Origin of the sequence: Ectopseudomonas khazarica (assembly GCF_004521985.1) — a bacterium.
In the GTDB taxonomy this organism is placed as follows: Bacteria; Pseudomonadota; Gammaproteobacteria; order Pseudomonadales; family Pseudomonadaceae; genus Aquipseudomonas; species Aquipseudomonas khazarica.
On record NZ_SBHZ01000010.1, the window covers coordinates 15,732 to 31,974 of the forward strand.

A 16,243-nucleotide genomic window follows, 5' to 3' on the forward strand; every position below is an offset into this window, starting at 1 on the left:
CGATGTTGATGCGAGCGAAGGATTCCACCCTGCTGGTGATCGACCTGCAGGCACGGCTGTTGCCGGCGATCGACGCGGGCGCGGCGCTGGTCGAGCAGGCCGCCTGGCTGGTACGTGTGGCGCAGCGCCTCGACGTGCCGGTGATCGCCACCGAGCAGTACCCCAGGGGGCTGGGGGCAACCGACCCCGGCCTGCGCGAACTGCTGCCGGCGCACGGGCTGCGCGAGAAGATCCATTTTTCCGCCACGGCGGGCGCCGGGCTGTTCGACCTGCCGGGAGGCGAGCGCCGCCAGTTCGTGGTGTGCGGTGCGGAGACCCATGTCTGCGTGCTGCAGACGGTACTCGGCCTGCTGGCCGCCGGGCGCGAGGTGTTCGTGGTCGACGAGGCGGTGGGTTCGCGTCGCCCGCGTGACAAGGCATTGGGCCTGGCGCGCATGGAGCGCGCCGGAGCGCTGATCGTCTCGCGCGAGATGGTCGCCTTCGAATGGCTGGAGCAGGCCGGCACCGAGCAGTTCCGCGAGATCAGCCGCACCTTCATTCGCTGACGCGCGCCTGCCCCCACCAGGCTGGGGTGGCCAACTGCGCCTATGCTTAGGCACGGGATCATCAGTCGGTCATTCGCCACGGCCTGCCTGCCGGGCGGTGACACGTTGGAGTGCGGTCATTGTTCAGAACGCTGCATTGTTGCGTGTTGGGGTTGCTGCTGGGGGCCAGTGTCGCCGCCGAGTCGGCGCTGCGGTTCTGCCATGAGGACCAGGATTCGTACCCCTGGGTCATGAGCGATGGCAGCGGCCTCAACAAGGAACTGCTCGATCTCGTCCAGCAGCAGCTCGGCCTGCAGTTCACCTATGTGGCGGTGCCCTGGAAGCGTTGCCTGGCCGGCTTGCAGCATGGGCTGTATGACGGCGCTTTCGCCGCCAGTTTCAAGCCCGAACGCCAGCGGATGGGGCGTTATCCCCTCGATGCGGAGGGCCGGCCGGATACCCTCAGGCGCCTGCATTCGTCGCGCTACACCCTCTATCGGCGCGCCGGCAGCGCGGTGTCCTGGGACGGCCGGCGCTTCAGCCATCTGAACGGCCGCGTGGGCTCGCTCAGTGGCTTTTCCATTCGCGACCTGCTGCTGGCCCATGGCCTGGAGGTGGACGAGTCCAGCCGTGACCCGCTGGCGCTGTTGCAGATGCTCGAGCATGGCCGTATCGAGGCCGCTGCCTTGCAGACCCAGCGCGGTGATTTCGTGCTGCAGGCCAATCCCCAGCTCGCGCAGTCGATCGAGAAGCTGCCGCAGCTGCTCGAGGAAAAACCCTACTACCTGATGCTGTCCAATGCGCTGCTGGCGCACGAGCCGGATCTGGCCGAGCGGATCTGGGCCGAGGTGCAGCGCCAGCGTGAGTCGGCCGCCTACCAGGAGCGGAGAGACGCCTACCTGGCGAAGCCCTAGGCTTTGTACGAAAAGTGTCTGCGCTCGGTGATGCTGCGTTGAAATCGCTCTCAGAATGCTCATTTACAGCACGTAAACTGCGCTTCTTCGAGCGATTTCGCCTGGCCTGACCTTCGCTCGACGACTTCTCGTACAGAGCCTAACGCCAGCGCTTCTGGCGCCAGGCCTCGCGCTGGGCGGCGTCCTTGAATGTCCAGGCCACCAGACGGCTCTGCTTCTGCCCCTGGGACATGCCGAGAATGCGCACTTCGCTGGCGCCGGCCCTGGCCAGCCAACCCTGCAGCAGTTCCACGTTGCCGCCCTTGGACACCAGGCTGCTGAACCACAGCACCTGCTCGGCGACCTGCGCGCTCTCGCTGGCCATGCGCTTGAGGAACGCCGCCTCGCCACCGGGGCACCACAGTTCGGCAGCCTGGCCGCCGAAGTTGAGCACCGGCAGCTTGCGTTTCGGGTCGAGCTTGCCGAGGTTGCGCCATTTGCGCGTGCTGCCACGGGTGGCGTCCTCGGCGCTGGCGTGGAAGGGTGGGTTGCACAGGGTCAGGTCGATGCGCTCGTCCGCTTGCAGCAGGCCGACAAAGACGTGCGCCGCATCGCTTTGCTGGCGCAGTTCGATGGCACCCTGCAGCGCGCGGTTGGCCTGCACGATGGCGCGTGCCGAGGCCAGTGCCGCCGGCGCGATATCGGCGCCGATGAAGTGCCAGCCGTATTCGCAGTGGCCGATCAGCGGGTAGATGGCGTTGGCGCCCACGCCGACGTCCAGCGCCTGAATCGCCGCGCCACGGGGAATCTGCCCCGCGTTGTCGGTCGCCAGCAGGTCGGCGAGGTTGTGCAGGTAGTCGGCGCGGCCGGGAATCGGTGGGCACAGGTAACCATCGGGAATGTCCCAGTGGCGGATGCCGTAGTACTGCGCCAGCAGCGCACGGTTGAAGACCTTCACCGCCTGCGGATTGGCGAAGTCGATGCTCGGCTTGCCATAGGGGTTGCTGATGACGAACTGGCCGAGTTCCGGGCTGGCCTTGATCAGCTCCGGGAAGTCGTAATGTCCCTGGTGGCGATTGCGCGGATGCAGTTCGCCCTTGCTCGGCGCCGTCTTCACGGCGGCGGGGGCGGGCTTGCGTGGGCGTTTCGGTGGCTGTGGCATGGACGAGCTTCGGGCAGGCGGGCGGCGATTTTCCCACAGTCGGGCTGGCCGTGCAGCCGGGGCATCGCCTGGTGGCTGCCGCAGGGCGCCTCTGGAAACCTGGGCGAGGCGGTCAGCACCAGGCAGGAACGAGCGAAGAACGCTCGGAGTCGCGCCGGACTTCACCTGCGCTGAATGAGCCGTTCGGGCGCAGCAGTTTCCAGCGCTTGCCTACAGCGGGAAGATCAGCGGCACCAGCCCCACGCTGACGATCATCACCAGCAGGGTGAAGGGCACGCCGATGCGCACGAAATCGCCGAAGCGGTACTGCCCGGGGCCCAGTACCAGGGTGTTCACCGGCGAGGAGATCGGCGTCATGAACGCGGCCGAGGCGGCCAGGGCCACGGTCATGGCGAACGGCAGGGGTGAGGCATCGAGCGCCTGCGCGGTGGCGATCGCCACGGGCGCCATCAGCACCGCCGTGGCGGTATTGGAGATGAACAGGCCGATGACGGCGGTCAGCACGAACAGGCTGGCCAGGATCAGGCGCGGCCCGGCATCGCCCAGACCACCCACCAGCCCCTGTACCGCCAGCTCGACGCCACCGGTCTGTTGCAGCGCCTGGGCGAAGGGCAGCATGCCGACGATGAGGATCAGCGTCGGCCAGTGGATCGCGCGGTAGGCGCTGTCCAGATCGATGCAGCGAAACGCCCCGAGCAACAGGCAGGCAATCAGCGCGGCCTGCACGTTGGGCACCAGGCCGCTGACCATCAGCAGCACCATCACTGCCAGGCTGAGCAGGGCATAGGGCGCCTTGCGCGCCGCCGGTGCCACCTCGGCGACCTCGGCTGGCAGGCTGAGCACCAGAAAATCGCGGCTCAGCCCCTGCAGGCGGTGGATATCGCGCCAGGCGCCCGCCACCAGCAGGGTATCGGAGGCCTTGAGCTTCTCATCGACCAGCAGCCCTTCCAGGGCGCCACCCTGGCGACGCAGGCCGACCACGTTGAGCTTGTGCCGCGAGCGAAAGCCCAGCTCCTGGATGGTCTTGCCCGGTAGCTGCGACTCCGGCGGCAGCGCCACCTCGGCCAGGCCCAGCTCATGCGCGTGCAGGCTGAAATACGAGTGCGGCAGCGGCATGGGCTCCAGGCCGAGGGCCTGGTAGCTGCCGAGCAGGCCGATGGCGGGGCTGGCGATATCCACCAGCAACACGTCGCCGGGCTCCAGCAGGGTGTTGCCGCTGGCCATCAGCAGCAGGGTACGCAGGCGTTGCCGGCGCTCGATGGCGATGACGTTGATGCCGTGCTCGCGGCGCAGTTGCAGTTCGTTGAGCACCTGGTTGGCCAGCGGCGAGTCCGCCCGCACACGCAGGCGCCGCTCGCGCTCGCCGAGGCGATAGCGCTCGGCCAGGTCGGCCAGGGTCAGGCGCGGCGGTTCGGCATTGCCGCCGGCCTCGGTGCGCACCAGCCAGCGGCGGGCCAGCAGCATGTAGCCGATGCCGAGCAGGAGGATGGCCAGGCCGATCGGGGTGAAGGTGAAGAAGTCGAAGCCCGCGAGGCCGGCGCGTCGCAGTTCGGCGTGCACCACCAGGTTCGGCGGCGTCGCCACCAGGGTCAGCATGCCGCTGATCAGCCCGGCGAAGGCCAGCGGCATCATCAGGCGCCCCGGCGCCAGGCGCAGGCGAGCGGCGACGCCGAGTACCACGGGAATGAAGATGGCGACCACGCCAGTGGAACTCATCACCGAACCCAGGCCGGCCACGGCCAGCATCAGCAGGATCAGCAGGCGCGTCTCGCTGCTGCCGGCCCTGGCCACCAGCCAGTCACCGAGGCGATAGGCGATGCCAGTACGCACCAGGCCGTCGCCGATGACGAACAGCGCGGCGATGAGGATCACGTTGGCATCGCTGAAGCCGGCCAGGGTCTGCTGCAGGTCGAGTACACCGGTCAGCGGCAGGGCGACCAGCACCAGCAGGGCGACCACGTCCATGCGTGGCTTGCCGATGACGAACAGGGAAATGGCGCCGGCCAGCAGGCCGAGCACCCAGAGAAGATCGGGATTCATCGCAGCTCCAGAAAGCACGGAGCGATTGTTTCAGGGATAACCGAGCGTGGTCTTGATCTGCTGCAGGTTGCCGGCGATCCAGCGCTTGTCGATCGGCCCCCAGTCGCGGATCAGGTACTGCCCGGCATTGTTGCGCTCGCCCTGGCCCTGGGCGAACTGACAGTCGATGTCCAGCTCGATCAGCGCCGAGAGGGTGTCCTGCGCCGTGCGCCGTGGCATGCCGGTGGCCTCCATCAGCGCCGGCACGCTGGTCGCGGCGCCGCTGTCGATCAGCCAGGCGACGTAGAGGCGTCGGTAGAAACTGGTCTTGGTCTTGCTCACGTCCATGCGCTGGGTGTCCACGTCGGGCCGGGATTGATCGGGGGACTATATCAGCGTGGCGCTGCTCGTGGCACAGGGGGTGGTAGGTGAATTCCTCATGGGAATGCATTGGATGATAAATATGAATTTTTATTATTGTCCGGCTCGCCCTAGGCTGACGCCATCCACAGAGGAGAGCCAGGATGGAGCAGGGCCGCATGCCGGGCGCGGACAAGTTCGACGCGCCCCGGGCCGAGGAATATGCCCGCCAGAGCAGAATCGCCCTGGCCGGTTACGACGCCTGCCATGAGCTGGGCGCCTGTGTGCTGGCGACGTGCCTGGAGCAAACGGCGCAGCCGCGGGTGCTGGTCGCCGGGGTTGGCGGCGGCGCGCAGGAGATCATCACCCTTGTCGGCTTGCTACCCGCCTGCCGCTTCGTCGCGGTCGACCCCTCCGCGCCGATGCTGGCGCTGGCCCGCGAGCAACTGAGTGCCAGGGGGCTGCTGGGCTGTTGCGAGTTGCTGCCGGGGACGGTCGATGAGCTGCCCGCCGCCGCGCGCTTCGATGCCGCCACCCTGATCGGCGTGCTGCATCACGTGCCGGGGGATCGGGCCAAGCGGCAACTGCTCACCTCGATCGCCACGCGGCTCGAGCCCGGCGCGCCTCTGGTGCTGGCGGGCAACCATCAGGCGTATGCCGAGCAGCCCTTCCTGCTCAAGGTCTGGGCGCAGCGCTGGCGACAGCAGGGGGCCACGCCGGAGGAGGTGAAGGTCAAGCTGGGCAGGATCCTGCAGGGGGCCGATCCACCCCGCAGCGAGGCACAGGTGCAGCAGTTGCTCGACGACAGCGGTTTCGGCCCGGCGCAGCGGTTCTTCTCCAGCCTGTTCTGGGGCGCCTGGGTCACCTCGCGGCGTGCCGGCTAGCGCGCGGCGCTCTGCTCCAGCAGCCAGGCCTGGAACAGCGGCAGCGCAGGCGGCGATTCGGCGTTGGGGCGGGTGACCAGCACGTAGCGCTCGGCCAGTTCCGCCAGCACCGGCCAGGGCGCGCTGAGGCGCCCATCGGCCAGGTCCTGCTCGACATAGCGGCGCGGCACCAGGGCCATGCCGATGCCCGCCTTGGCGGCCTCGATGAGCAGGGCATAGCGGTCGTACACCGGGCCCTGGTCCGTGTGGGCCAGCGCCAAGGCGCTCAGCTCGGCATAGCGTGCCCAGCCGAAGGGGCTCTCGTGCTTGTGCAGCAGCGGCATCTGCCCGGCCGGCCGGGCCGCCAGCTGCGGGTGGCAGACGGCGATCAGCGGTTCCTCGAACAGGGCCTGGATCTGCATCCCCGGCCAGTCGAGATGGGCATGATGGATCGCCGCGTGCAGCTCGCTGTCCGCCAGGGAAAACGGCTGCGTGCGCTCGCGCAGGTTGATCTGGATATCCGGGTGCAACTGGCGAAAGTGCACCAGGCGCGGGATCAGCCAGCGGCTGGCCAGCGTCGGCAGGACACCGATCTCCAGGGCACTGTCGGCGCTGGCGCGCTGGGTCAGTTGCCGGGTGTGGCGCTCGATGTCGGCCAGCAGCGTGCGCATCTGCGTGGCGTAGCCGGCACCGGCAGTGGACAGCTCGACGCGGTTGCCGACGCGGTGGAACAGGCGCACGCCGAGGAAGTCTTCCAGCTTGGCGATCTGCCGGCTGATCGCGCCTTCGCTCAGCGACAGCTCCTGGGCGGCGCGGGCGAAGCTCTGGTGGCGAGCGGCGGCTTCCAGGGCCAGTAGTGCGGCGGTGCTGGGTAGGCGTCTGCTCATTCTGGCCGTCCGTGTGCGAGGCGCGACAGGATGACGCATGTGCAAGCTGCCTTGCAAAAAAATCGGTAACGCCCGCGCCCTGGCCTGCCTAGCATGTCGCCGGGTTGCCACTGTTGCTGGTGGCGCTGTCATCGACGGAGTGAAGGAGCGTGTCGTGCTGAAGACGAGTGATCGGGTGTTGCTGGGCAGTGGTGTGCTGATTCCTTGCTGGCTGTTGCTCGGCGTGGCGCTGACGGCGCTGGCCTACCCCGGCTACAGCCACCTGCAGCAGGCCATGAGCGAGCTGGGCGCGCAGGGGGCTCCGACCCATGGTTTTTCCGCCTGGGTCAACAACCTGCCACTGGGGCTGCTGTTCATTCTCTTCGGCCTGGGCATGGCGCGCCGCTTTCCTGGTTCGAAGCTGGCATTGCTCAGTGCGCTGCTGATCGGCCTGCATGGCCTGGGCAGCCTGGGCGCCGGCTATTTCGCCTGCGACCAGGGCTGTGCGCCAGCGCAACCGTCGCTGTCGCAGCAGTTGCACAACCTGGCGGGGCTGCTGATGTTTGTCTCGCTGACGCTGGCCTGCGCCCTGTGGATCGTGCTGGCGCGGCGGCTGTTGCAGTCGCCCGGGCTGGCGCTGTTCTCGGCACTGTGCCTGGTGCTGGCGATCGTCACGGTGTGGCTGATGGCCACGGCGGTTGCCAGTGGCCAGCTGTTCGGCCTGTACCAGCGCCTGAACTACGGAATATCGGTGCTCTGGGTCGCGGCGCTGGCATTGCAGGTACTGCGTGCCAGCGTGGGACGCACCGCTCAGCCGAGCACGGCGGCGAGCGCCATGTAGGTGGCCGCGCCGGCCAGGTAGCCGATGAAGGCCAGGCCGCTGATCTTCTTCAGGTACCAGATGAAGTTGATCTTCTCCATGCCCATGGCTGCCACACCGGCGGCGGAACCGATGATCAGGCAGCTGCCGCCGGTGCCGGCGCAGTAGGCGAGCATTTCCCAGAAGTTGCCGTTGACCACGAAGTTGCTCAGCCACGGCAGCTCCTCGGCGGCGGCGGTGGCGAGCATCTCCGGGCTGACCAGCGGGTACATCTTCATCGCCCCGGCGACCATCGGCACGTTGTCCACGACGGCCGACAGGATGCCGATGGAGATGGCGATGCTGTAGACGTTGCCGAGGCCGTCCTTGAGCAGGGTGGCGACCTGGATCAGGTGGCCGGCACTGGACAGCGCGGAGACCGCCAGGAGGATGCCGAGGAAGAACAGCACGCTGGTGATGTCGATGCGACGCAGGACGCCGACCACGGACAGCGGGTCCTTCTCTTCGCTGTTCTTGCTGCGGTGGATGATCTCGGTGGTGATCCACAGCAGGCTGAGGCCGAAGAGGATGCCCATGTACGGCGGCAGGTGAGTGATGGTCTTGAAGATCGGTACGAAGATCAGCGCGCCGAGGCCCAGGCCGAAGACCAGGTTGCGCTCGAACGGCGTGGTCGGGTCGCGGCGGCTCTCGGCGCTTTCCTTGATGCGCGGTTCGGAGACTTCGCCCTTGAGGACGAAACTCATGATCAGCAGCGGAGCCAGCAGGCAGACCAGGCTGGGCAGGAACAGCTTGGCGATGATGCCGGTGGCGGTGACCTGGTCACCGATCCACAGCATGGTGGTGGTGACGTCGCCAATCGGCGACCAGGCGCCACCGGCGTTGGCCGCGATGACCACGATGCCGGCGTAGAACCAGCGCTCGTGCCGGTCGGCGATCAGCTTGCGCAGCAGCGAGATCATCACGATGGTGGTGGCCAGGTTGTCCAGGGCGGCGGAGAGGAAGAAGGTGATCAGCCCCACCAGCCACAGCAGGTGGACGCGCTTGGTGGTGCGGATGCGGTCGGTGATGACCTTGAAGCCTTCGTGGGCGTCGATCAGCTCGACGATGGTCATCGCCCCCATCAGGAAGAACAGGATCTCGGAAATTTCCCCCAGGTGATGGCGCAGCTCTTCGACGACGTGATGGGTATTGGTGCTGGAGCCCGCGGTGCCGGTGCCGAGCAGCGGCAGGATGCTGTCCGCGCCGAGGACCAGGAGGGTCCAGGCGATCACGGCGGTGAGCAGGGCGGAGGCTGCCTTGTCGATCTTTAACGGGTGCTCGAGTGCGATGCACAGGTAACCGAGGACGAATACGAGGGCCATCAACGCATACATGGAGGGTCCGCCTGTTTTCTTCTGTTGATATTGAAGGTCGGTAGGCGGGGGAAGATGCCTGAAACAACTTGCAAAAGGAAAGGACTTAATGCCGCAGCGGCGCTGCGAGGGCGATCCATGCCGCTCGCGCGCAGGTAATCAGGCGTTATTGCAGCGCAGCGGTGCGGCGTGGCGGCAGCAGGTAGGCCAGGGCGATGGCCAGCACCGGCATGATCAGGTTGAAGAAGCAGTACGGCAGGTAGCTCAGGGTGGCCACGCCGAGCGTGGCGGCCATGTAGGCACCGCAGGTGTTCCAGGGCACCAGCACCGAGGTCAGGGTGCCGCCGTCCTCCAGGGCGCGGGACAGGCTGGTTGGCGGCAGGTCGCGGGCCTCGTACTCGGCGCGGTACATGCGCCCCGGCAGCACCAGGGCGATGTACTGGTCGGCGGTGATGACGTTGGTGCCGATGGTGGTGGTGATGGTGCTGGCGACCAGGCCGCTGTCGCTGCGCACCAGGCGCAGGGCACTCTGCAACAGGCGCTGCAGCAGACCAAGGCGCTCGAGCACGCCACCGAAGCACATGGCGCAGATGATCAGCCACACCGTGGTGAGCATGCTGGCCATGCCGCCCTTGGACAGCAGGCCATCGAGTTCGGCATTGCCGCTGGCCGACTCGTAGCCGGCGAACAGCGCGTTCCAGACCGTCTTCAACGGCGCCAGGGCTCCGGCCGAGGGATCGGCCAGGCGCGCCATCACGTCGGGCTGGAAGGCGATGGCGAACAGCGCACCGACCAGCGCGGCGAGGAACACAGCAGGAAAGGCCGCCCACTGACGCACCGCGAGCAGCAGCAGGAAGGCCACCGGCAGCAGCAGGTGCCAGCCCAGGCGGAACTGGGCTTCCAGCGCGGCGAGGACCTCGCTGATGCGCCCCGTATCATGTTCGGCGCTGGCCTGCTGGCCGAGGGTGAAGAAGATCGCCAGGGCAATCAGCAGCGCCGGCACGGTGGTACGCAGCATGTTGCGGATATGCGCGAACAGGTCGGCGCCGGCGGCGGCTGGCGCCAGGTTGGTGGTGTCGGACAGCGGCGACAGCTTGTCGCCGAAGTAGGCGCCGGAAATGATCGCCCCGGCGGTGATCGCCGGGTCCAGGCCGAGGCCGGCGGCCACGCCCATCAGACCGATGCCGAGGGTGCCGGCCACCGTCCATGAACTGCCGATGGACAGTGCGGTGAGCGCGCAGATCAGGCAACTGGTGACGTAGAAGTACTCGGCGCTGATCAGCTTCAGGCCGAACCAGATCATGGTCGGCACGGTGCCGGCGAGAATCCAGGTGCCGATCAGCGCGCCGACGGCCAGCAGGATCAGGTTGGCCTTCATGGCCATGTGAATGCCAGCGAGTATGCCTTCCTCGATCTCGCTCCAGCGCAGGCCGTTCTTCAGCCCGACCAGGCCGGCGACGAAGGCGGCGCTCATCAGGGCGATCTGGTTCGGGCCGCTGGAGGAACCGTCACCGAACAGGTAGACGGAGAGGCTGAGGAGAACGACGAGCACGCCGATAGGCAGCAGTGCATCGAGCAGGGAAGGGGAACGGGCTGTCATGGGTATACCGGAAAATCAGATGAACCTTGGGGCGGGCTGGTGGCCGCGACTGCGCTGTCAGGGCTCGTGGCTGTGACTGCATGGAGGCAGGCGCTGGCGCGCAGCGGAATGTCAGGGCCGAAAGCCCCTCCTGGAAAAAACAGGCCCGCGCCGGTTAGGGCGCGGGCCTGTGGGTGTCGCCGGAGGATCAGAGTGCGGCGATCTTGCCGCGCTGCTCGACCATCTTGGCCAGGGCCTGCTCGGCCTCGGCCAGTTTGGCGCGTTCCTTCTCCAGCACTTCGGCAGGGGCCTTGGCGACGAAGCCTTCGTTGCTCAGCTTGCCGCCGACACGTTTGACTTCACCTTCCAGGCGGCCGATCTCCTTGTCCAGGCGCGCCAGTTCGGCGTCCTTGTCGATCAGTCCGGCCATCGGTACCAGCACTTCCATCTCGCCGACCAGGGTGGTGGCGGACATCGGCGCTTCTTCACCGGCAGCCAGCACGCGTACCGATTCCAGCTTGGCCAGCTTGTTCAGCAGCGGCTCGAAATCGGCCAGGCGGCGTTGATCCTCGGCGCTGGCGTTGGCCACGATGATGTCGATGCGCTTGGCCATGGAGATCTTCATCTCGCCACGGATCTGGCGCACGCCGAGCATCAGCTGCTTGACCCACTCGATATCGCCTTCGGCGGCGGCGTCGATGCGGGTCTCGTTGGCCACCGGCCAGGGCTGCAGCATCAGGGTGTCGCCCTGCACAGCGGCCTGGCCCTTGATGCGCTGCCAGATTTCTTCGGTGATGAACGGCATGAACGGGTGAGCCAGGCGCAGGATGACTTCCAGCACGCGCACCAGGGTGCGGCGGGTGCCGCGCTGACGCTCGAGCGGCGCGTTCTCGTCCCACAGCACCGGCTTGACCAGCTCCAGGTACCAGGCGCAGTACTGGTCCCAGACGAACTCGTAGAGCGCCTGGGTGGCCAGGTCGAAGCGGAAGGCATCGAGCTGGCGGGTGACTTCGGCTTCGGTGCGCTGCAGCTGGCTGATGATCCAGCGGTCGACCGAGGACAGTTCGACCTCTTCGCCATTCACGCCGGTGTCCTGGCCATCGGTGTTCTCGATGACGAAGTTGGCGGCGTTCCACAGCTTGTTGCAGAAGTTGCGGTAGCCCTCGACGCGGCCCATGTCGAACTTCACGTCGCGGCCGGTGGTGGCCAGCGAGCAGAAGGTGAAGCGCAGGGCGTCGGTGCCGTAGCTGGCAATGCCTTCGGGGAACTCGGCCCTGGTCTGCTTGGCGATCTTCTCGGCCAGCTTGGGCTGCATCATGCCGCTGGTGCGTTTTTCCAGCAGCTCGTCGAGGGTGATGCCATCGACGATGTCCAGCGGGTCGAGCACGTTGCCCTTGGACTTGGACATCTTCTGCCCCTGGCCGTCGCGCACCAGGCCGTGCACGTAGACGGTCTTGAACGGAATCTGCCCGGTCAGGTGGGTCGACAGCATGATCATCCGGGCGACCCAGAAGAAGATGATGTCGAAGCCGGTGACCAGCACGTCGGTGGGGTGGAAGGTCTTGAGGAAGTCGGTCTGCTCGGGCCAGCCGAGGGTGGAGAAGGTCCACAGGCCGGAGCTGAACCAGGTGTCCAGCACGTCTTCGTCCTGACGCAGGGTGGCGCCTTCGAGCTTGTACTTGGCGCGTACTTCCGCCTCGTCGCGACCGACGTAGACGTTGCCGGCTTCGTCGTACCAGGCCGGGATGCGGTGGCCCCACCACAGCTGACGGCTGATGCACCAGTCCTGGATGTCACGCATCCAGCTGAAGTACATGTTCTCGTACTGCTTGGGCACGAACTGGATCTCGCCACTCTCGACCACCGCGATGGCTTTTTCCGCCAGCGGCTTGGTGGAGACGTACCACTGGTCGGTCAGCCACGGCTCGATCACGGTGCCGGAGCGGTCGCCCTTCGGTACTTTCAGCGCGTGGTCTTCGATCTTCTCCAGCAGGCCGGCTGCCTCGAAGGCTGCGACGATCTGCTTGCGCGCCTCGAAGCGGTCGAGGCCGGCGAACTGTGCCGGGATGCCCGCGTCGACCTGTTCGTTGACGCTGCCGTCGAGGTTGAACACCTGGGCGGTGGCCAGCACGGCGGCGTTCTTGTCGAAGATGTTGATCAGCGGCAGGTTGTGGCGCTTGCCCACTTCATAGTCGTTGAAGTCGTGCGCCGGGGTGATCTTCACGCAGCCGGTACCGAACTCGGGGTCGCAGTAGTCGTCGGCGATGATCGGGATGCGGCGGCCCACCAGCGGCAGGTCGACATAGCTGCCGATCAGTGCCTTGTAGCGTTCGTCTTCCGGGTGCACGGCCACGGCGCTGTCGCCGAGCATGGTTTCCGGACGGGTGGTGGCGACGATCAGGTAGTCATTGCCTTCGGCGGTCTTCTTGCCGTCGGCCAGCGGGTAGCGCAGGTTCCACAGCGAGCCTTTCTCGTCGTGGTTTTCCACTTCCAGGTCGGAGATGGCGGTGTGGAACTTGGTGTCCCAGTTGACCAGACGCTTGCCACGGTAGATCAGGCCATCGTCGTGCAGGCGGACGAAGGCTTCCTTGACAGCTTCGGACAGGCCGTCGTCCATGGTGAAGCGCTCGCGCGACCAGTCGACCGACGAGCCCAGGCGGCGAATCTGCCGGGTGATGGTGCCGCCGGACTGGTTCTTCCACTCCCAGACCTTCTCCAGGAACTTCTCGCGGCCCAGGTCGTGGCGGCCGATGCCATCGGCGGCCAGCTGGCGCTCCACCACCATCTGGGTGGCGATACCGGCGTGGTCGGTGCCCGGCTGCCACAGGGTGTTGCGGCCCTGCATGCGGCGGAAGCGGATCAGCGCATCCATGATGGCGTTGTTGAAGCCGTGCCCCATGTGCAGGCTGCCGGTGACGTTCGGCGGCGGGATCATGATGGTGTACGGCTCACCGCTACCTTGTGGGGCGAAGTAGTCGTTCTGCTCCCAGGTCTGGTACCAGTTGGATTCGATGGCGTGCGGCTGGTAGGTCTTGTCCATGCGCGGCGGGACCCTTGTGACGGCTGATCGGAAAAGCCGACAAGTATAACGGGGATCAAGTGGGCGGCGTAAGGGCGGCGCGTCGGTCGGCGCAACGCTGCAGTCGCAGGGCCGGGGAACCCGCCAGCCGGCAGCCTGGCGGGTAGCGCCCGCCCGGCATGGGGCGCGTCAGGGTTTGCGCGGGGGCAGCAGGCGCGGCAGGCGGGCTTCCAGGCGACGCTTGAGTTCGGCTTCGATCTGCGGCACGAAGTCGTCGATCACATCCTGCAGAATCAGTTGCGCTGCGGCACGCAGCTCGCCATTGAGGTGCTGCAGGTCGCGGGCGCTGTCGTGCAGGCGCGGCTCCAGGCGTTCGCGTATCGGGCTGGGCGCCGCTTCGCTGGGCGTCGCCGGCTGCGCTGCCGGTTTCGCCTGGGCGGCCGGCGTGGCGTGGAACGGCGGAGGCGGGCCGGGCGGGGCGCTGACGATGTCGGACAGCACGGGGATGCTGTCCGGATCGAGCGAGTCGATCAGCAGCGGTGGCTCGTGGCTGTCATCACCCAGGAGCTCGCGGATCGACTCCAGATCATGCAGCAACTGAACGGGTTTTTGCGGAGGCTTGGGGGTGTCCATGACGGTCAGCGCAGCGATAGGAAAAGGCAGTGTGACAAAGGGTGTGAGCGTTGCCGGACCCTAAAGTTCGACACGTTGCGGATCATACCCGCGCTGGCGGTAGGCGCGGAAATTCTCGCGACAGGCGTTCAGCAGTTCCGGTTGCTGGTTGACGATCTCGATGATGCGGGCAAAGCGCTCGACATGCGGCGACAGGCTGCTGCCGAGGTTGATCAGCACGCCCTGCTCGGCGCTGGGGACCTCGTCGGTGCCCAGCACCACAGGCGACAGCGGCGCATCGCGGTGCAGGTCGTGGGGCACGAAGCGCTCGGCCTTGAATTGCCAGAGCAGGTCATCGAGCTCGCCACACTGCGCCTCGTCGCTGCCGCGCAGGAACACCGGCAGACCGGCGCTCCAGGCCTTCAGTGCCAGCTGGCAGGCGGCCCGCAGGCGCCCGGGGGCGTCGCTGGAGGAAAGGACGTAGAACTCGATTCTGGGCATGATTTTTTCGGCGGTGATAAAGGGCAGACGTAGCCCGGATGCAATCCGGGACAGCTGTATGTCCGCGGATTGCATCCGGGCTACGGAGTGGCATCAGGCCTTGGCGCGATCCAGCAGGTACTGGGTCAGCATCGGGACCGGTCGGCCGGTGCCGCCCTTGTCCTTGCCGCCACTGATCCAGGCGGTGCCGGCGATATCCAGGTGCGCCCAGTGGAAGTTCTTGGCGAAGCGCGACAGGAAGCAGCCGGCGGTGATGGTGCCGGCCTTCGGCCCGCCGATGTTGGCGATGTCGGCGAACGGGCTGTCGAGCTGCTCCTGGTACTCGTCGTGCAGCGGCAGCTGCCAGGCGCGGTCGTCGGCGCTTTCGCCGGCCTTGAGGATCTGCCTGATCAGGGCGTCATTGTTGCCCATCAGGCCGGAGACGTTGCTGCCCAGGGCGACGATGCAGGCGCCGGTGAGGGTGGCGATGTCGAGCACCGCCTGCGGCTTGAAGCGCTCGGCGTAGGTCAGGGTATCGCACAGCACCAGGCGGCCTTCCGCGTCGGTGTTGAGGATTTCCACGGTCTGCCCGCTCATGGTGGTGACGATGTCGCCAGGGCGGGTGGCGCGGCCGCTGGGCATGTTCTCGGCGCAGGCCAGCAGGCACACCAGGTTGATCGGCAGTTGCAGTTCCAGCACGGCTTTCAGGGTGCCGAACACGCTGGCGGCGCCGCACATGTCGTACTTCATCTCATCCATGCCGGCGGCCGGCTTGATGCTGATGCCGCCGGTGTCGAAGGTGATGCCCTTGCCGACCAGAGCGAAGGGTTTCTCGTCCTTCTTGCCGCCCTGGTAGTGCATGACGATCATCCGCGGCGGCTGCTCGCTGCCCTGGGCCACGGCGAGGAAGGCGCCGGCGCCGAGTTCCTTGAGCTTCTTCTCGTCGAGGATTTCCACCTTGAGGTTCTTGTACGCCTTGCCCAGGGCCTTGGCCTCTTCGGCCAGGTAGCTGGGGTGGCAGAGGTTCGGCGGCAGGTTGCCCAGGTCCTTGGTGAAGGCCACGCCGGCGGCGATGGCGCGGGCGTGCTGCAGGGCGCGCTCGGCATCGGCCAGCTCGGCCTTGTCGACGGCCAGGGTGACTTTCTTCAGTGCGCGAGGATCGGCTTTCTTGCTCTTGAACTGCTCGAACAGGTAGCTGCCGTCGGCCAGGGTTTCCACGATCAGGCGCGCCTTGCCGTAGGCATCACGGCTCTTGACCTTGAGTTCGCCGAGGGCGAGCAGGGCGTCGCTGCCGCCCAGGCCCTTGAGCACGCCGTGCACGCTGGCAATCAGCTTGCGCAGCTGACGGTCGGACAGATCGCCCTTGCCGCAGCCCACCAGCAGCACGCGCTCGGCCTTGAGGCCCGGCAGGCTGTGCAGCAGCAGGGTCTGCCCAGGTTTGCCGGTGATGTCGCCACGTTTGAGCACGGCGCTCAGTGCGCCTTTGCTGGCCAGGTCCACCGCCTTGGCGGTTTCACTCAGTTTGCGGCCTTCGCCGATGGCGACGACCAGGGTAGCGGTCTTCAGGGTTTCCGGGCGTGTACTTTTGACGAGGAATTCCATAATGAGCTGTCCCCAAGACAAAGAGTCAGGTTTGACGGATAATGTCCGCCATTTTTTCGAGGGCTCACCCTGCGGTGGGCCGGCAAGTAGGT

General features: G+C 66.8%; 14 protein-coding genes. 4 read left to right on the forward strand and 10 right to left on the reverse strand.

Annotated features, from left to right (window positions below; translation table 11 throughout):
• The first annotated feature begins 2 nt into the window (after positions 1-2).
• Both EPK82_RS14165 and EPK82_RS14170 read left to right on the forward strand, forming a co-directional pair.
• A complete protein-coding gene (locus tag EPK82_RS14165; protein ID WP_134676968.1) occupies positions 3-545 on the forward strand; it encodes a hydrolase in 543 nt (180 codons plus the stop codon).
• 119 nt (positions 546-664) lie between these two features.
• Positions 665-1,438, forward strand: coding sequence for a substrate-binding periplasmic protein (locus tag EPK82_RS14170; protein ID WP_134676969.1), 774 nt, complete (start codon positions 665-667; stop codon positions 1,436-1,438).
• Positions 1,439-1,577: 139 nt separating this feature from the next.
• On the opposite strand, the gene rlmF is transcribed toward EPK82_RS14170, so the two are convergent.
• The 3 genes from rlmF to EPK82_RS14190 all read right to left on the reverse strand — a co-directional run bounded on the left by rlmF (position 1,578) and on the right by EPK82_RS14190 (position 4,946).
• Positions 1,578-2,579 carry a 23S rRNA (adenine(1618)-N(6))-methyltransferase RlmF gene (gene rlmF / locus EPK82_RS14180; protein WP_134676970.1) on the reverse strand — a complete coding sequence of 334 codons (1,002 nt, stop codon included), beginning with the start codon at positions 2,577-2,579 and terminating at the stop codon, positions 1,578-1,580.
• A gap of 210 nt (positions 2,580-2,789) precedes the next feature.
• On the reverse strand, positions 2,790-4,619 hold the full coding sequence (locus EPK82_RS14185; RefSeq protein ID WP_037049653.1) for an SLC13 family permease: 1,830 nt from the start codon (positions 4,617-4,619) through the stop codon (positions 2,790-2,792).
• A 30-nt stretch (positions 4,620-4,649) separates the two neighbouring features.
• Positions 4,650-4,946, reverse strand: coding sequence for a winged helix-turn-helix domain-containing protein (locus EPK82_RS14190; RefSeq protein ID WP_037049650.1), 297 nt, complete (start codon positions 4,944-4,946; stop codon positions 4,650-4,652).
• Positions 4,947-5,122: 176 nt separating this feature from the next.
• Here EPK82_RS14190 and EPK82_RS14195 point away from each other — a divergent pair, with 176 nt between their 5' ends.
• Complete coding sequence (locus EPK82_RS14195) at positions 5,123-5,842, forward strand: class I SAM-dependent methyltransferase (protein ID WP_134676971.1); 720 nt, start codon at positions 5,123-5,125, stop codon at positions 5,840-5,842.
• Here the strand turns inward: EPK82_RS14195 and EPK82_RS14200 are convergent.
• The gene (locus EPK82_RS14200) at positions 5,839-6,708 is read right to left on the reverse strand and encodes a LysR substrate-binding domain-containing protein (protein WP_134676972.1); all 870 of its coding nucleotides are present in this window, start codon (positions 6,706-6,708) and stop codon (positions 5,839-5,841) included. The two genes, EPK82_RS14195 and EPK82_RS14200, sit on opposite strands and share 4 nt — an antisense overlap.
• 157 nt (positions 6,709-6,865) lie before the next feature.
• On the opposite strand from EPK82_RS14200, the gene EPK82_RS14205 reads away from it, so the two are divergent.
• Positions 6,866-7,528 carry a DUF998 domain-containing protein gene (locus EPK82_RS14205; RefSeq protein WP_134677078.1) on the forward strand — a complete coding sequence of 221 codons (663 nt, stop codon included), beginning with the start codon at positions 6,866-6,868 and terminating at the stop codon, positions 7,526-7,528.
• On the opposite strand, the gene nhaD is transcribed toward EPK82_RS14205, so the two are convergent.
• The 6 genes from nhaD to EPK82_RS14235 all read right to left on the reverse strand — a co-directional run bounded on the left by nhaD (position 7,498) and on the right by EPK82_RS14235 (position 16,151).
• Positions 7,498-8,880, reverse strand: a complete 1,383-nt coding sequence (gene nhaD / locus EPK82_RS14210; protein ID WP_037049647.1) for a sodium:proton antiporter NhaD — start codon at positions 8,878-8,880, stop codon at positions 7,498-7,500. The genes EPK82_RS14205 and nhaD overlap by 31 nt on opposite strands.
• 145 nt (positions 8,881-9,025) lie before the next feature.
• Positions 9,026-10,459 carry a Na+/H+ antiporter NhaC gene (nhaC, locus tag EPK82_RS14215; RefSeq protein WP_037049645.1) on the reverse strand — a complete coding sequence of 478 codons (1,434 nt, stop codon included), beginning with the start codon at positions 10,457-10,459 and terminating at the stop codon, positions 9,026-9,028.
• A 187-nt stretch (positions 10,460-10,646) separates the two neighbouring features.
• Positions 10,647-13,478 carry a valine--tRNA ligase gene (locus tag EPK82_RS14220; RefSeq protein ID WP_134676973.1) on the reverse strand — a complete coding sequence of 944 codons (2,832 nt, stop codon included), beginning with the start codon at positions 13,476-13,478 and terminating at the stop codon, positions 10,647-10,649.
• Positions 13,479-13,646: 168 nt separating this feature from the next.
• Positions 13,647-14,090 (reverse strand): DNA polymerase III subunit chi, encoded by a 444-nt coding sequence (locus EPK82_RS14225; RefSeq protein WP_134676974.1) that lies wholly within the window; start codon positions 14,088-14,090, stop codon positions 13,647-13,649.
• A gap of 60 nt (positions 14,091-14,150) precedes the next feature.
• Positions 14,151-14,570, reverse strand: a complete 420-nt coding sequence (locus tag EPK82_RS14230; protein ID WP_037049731.1) for a DNA polymerase III subunit chi — start codon at positions 14,568-14,570, stop codon at positions 14,151-14,153.
• A gap of 93 nt (positions 14,571-14,663) precedes the next feature.
• Complete coding sequence (locus tag EPK82_RS14235) at positions 14,664-16,151, reverse strand: leucyl aminopeptidase (RefSeq protein WP_134676975.1); 1,488 nt, start codon at positions 16,149-16,151, stop codon at positions 14,664-14,666.
• Positions 16,152-16,243: the final 92 nt, after the last annotated feature.

What these genes read in the sequence shown, in the direction of transcription:
- EPK82_RS14200 (WP_134676972.1), bottom strand. Translation starts at nt 6,708, where the DNA reads ATGAGCAGACGCCTACCCAGCACCGCCGCACTACTGGCCCTGGAAGCC.
- EPK82_RS14165 (WP_134676968.1), top strand. Translation starts at nt 3, where the DNA reads ATGTTGATGCGAGCGAAGGATTCCACCCTGCTGGTGATCGACCTGCAG.
- EPK82_RS14190 (WP_037049650.1), bottom strand. Translation starts at nt 4,946, where the DNA reads ATGGACGTGAGCAAGACCAAGACCAGTTTCTACCGACGCCTCTACGTC.
- nhaD (WP_037049647.1), bottom strand. Translation starts at nt 8,880, where the DNA reads ATGTATGCGTTGATGGCCCTCGTATTCGTCCTCGGTTACCTGTGCATC.
- EPK82_RS14195 (WP_134676971.1), top strand. Translation starts at nt 5,123, where the DNA reads ATGGAGCAGGGCCGCATGCCGGGCGCGGACAAGTTCGACGCGCCCCGG.
- EPK82_RS14185 (WP_037049653.1), bottom strand. Translation starts at nt 4,619, where the DNA reads ATGAATCCCGATCTTCTCTGGGTGCTCGGCCTGCTGGCCGGCGCCATT.
- nhaC (WP_037049645.1), bottom strand. Translation starts at nt 10,459, where the DNA reads ATGACAGCCCGTTCCCCTTCCCTGCTCGATGCACTGCTGCCTATCGGC.
- EPK82_RS14235 (WP_134676975.1), bottom strand. Translation starts at nt 16,151, where the DNA reads ATGGAATTCCTCGTCAAAAGTACACGCCCGGAAACCCTGAAGACCGCT.
- EPK82_RS14225 (WP_134676974.1), bottom strand. Translation starts at nt 14,090, where the DNA reads ATGGACACCCCCAAGCCTCCGCAAAAACCCGTTCAGTTGCTGCATGAT.
- EPK82_RS14220 (WP_134676973.1), bottom strand. Translation starts at nt 13,478, where the DNA reads ATGGACAAGACCTACCAGCCGCACGCCATCGAATCCAACTGGTACCAG.
- rlmF (WP_134676970.1), bottom strand. Translation starts at nt 2,579, where the DNA reads ATGCCACAGCCACCGAAACGCCCACGCAAGCCCGCCCCCGCCGCCGTG.
- EPK82_RS14230 (WP_037049731.1), bottom strand. Translation starts at nt 14,570, where the DNA reads ATGCCCAGAATCGAGTTCTACGTCCTTTCCTCCAGCGACGCCCCCGGG.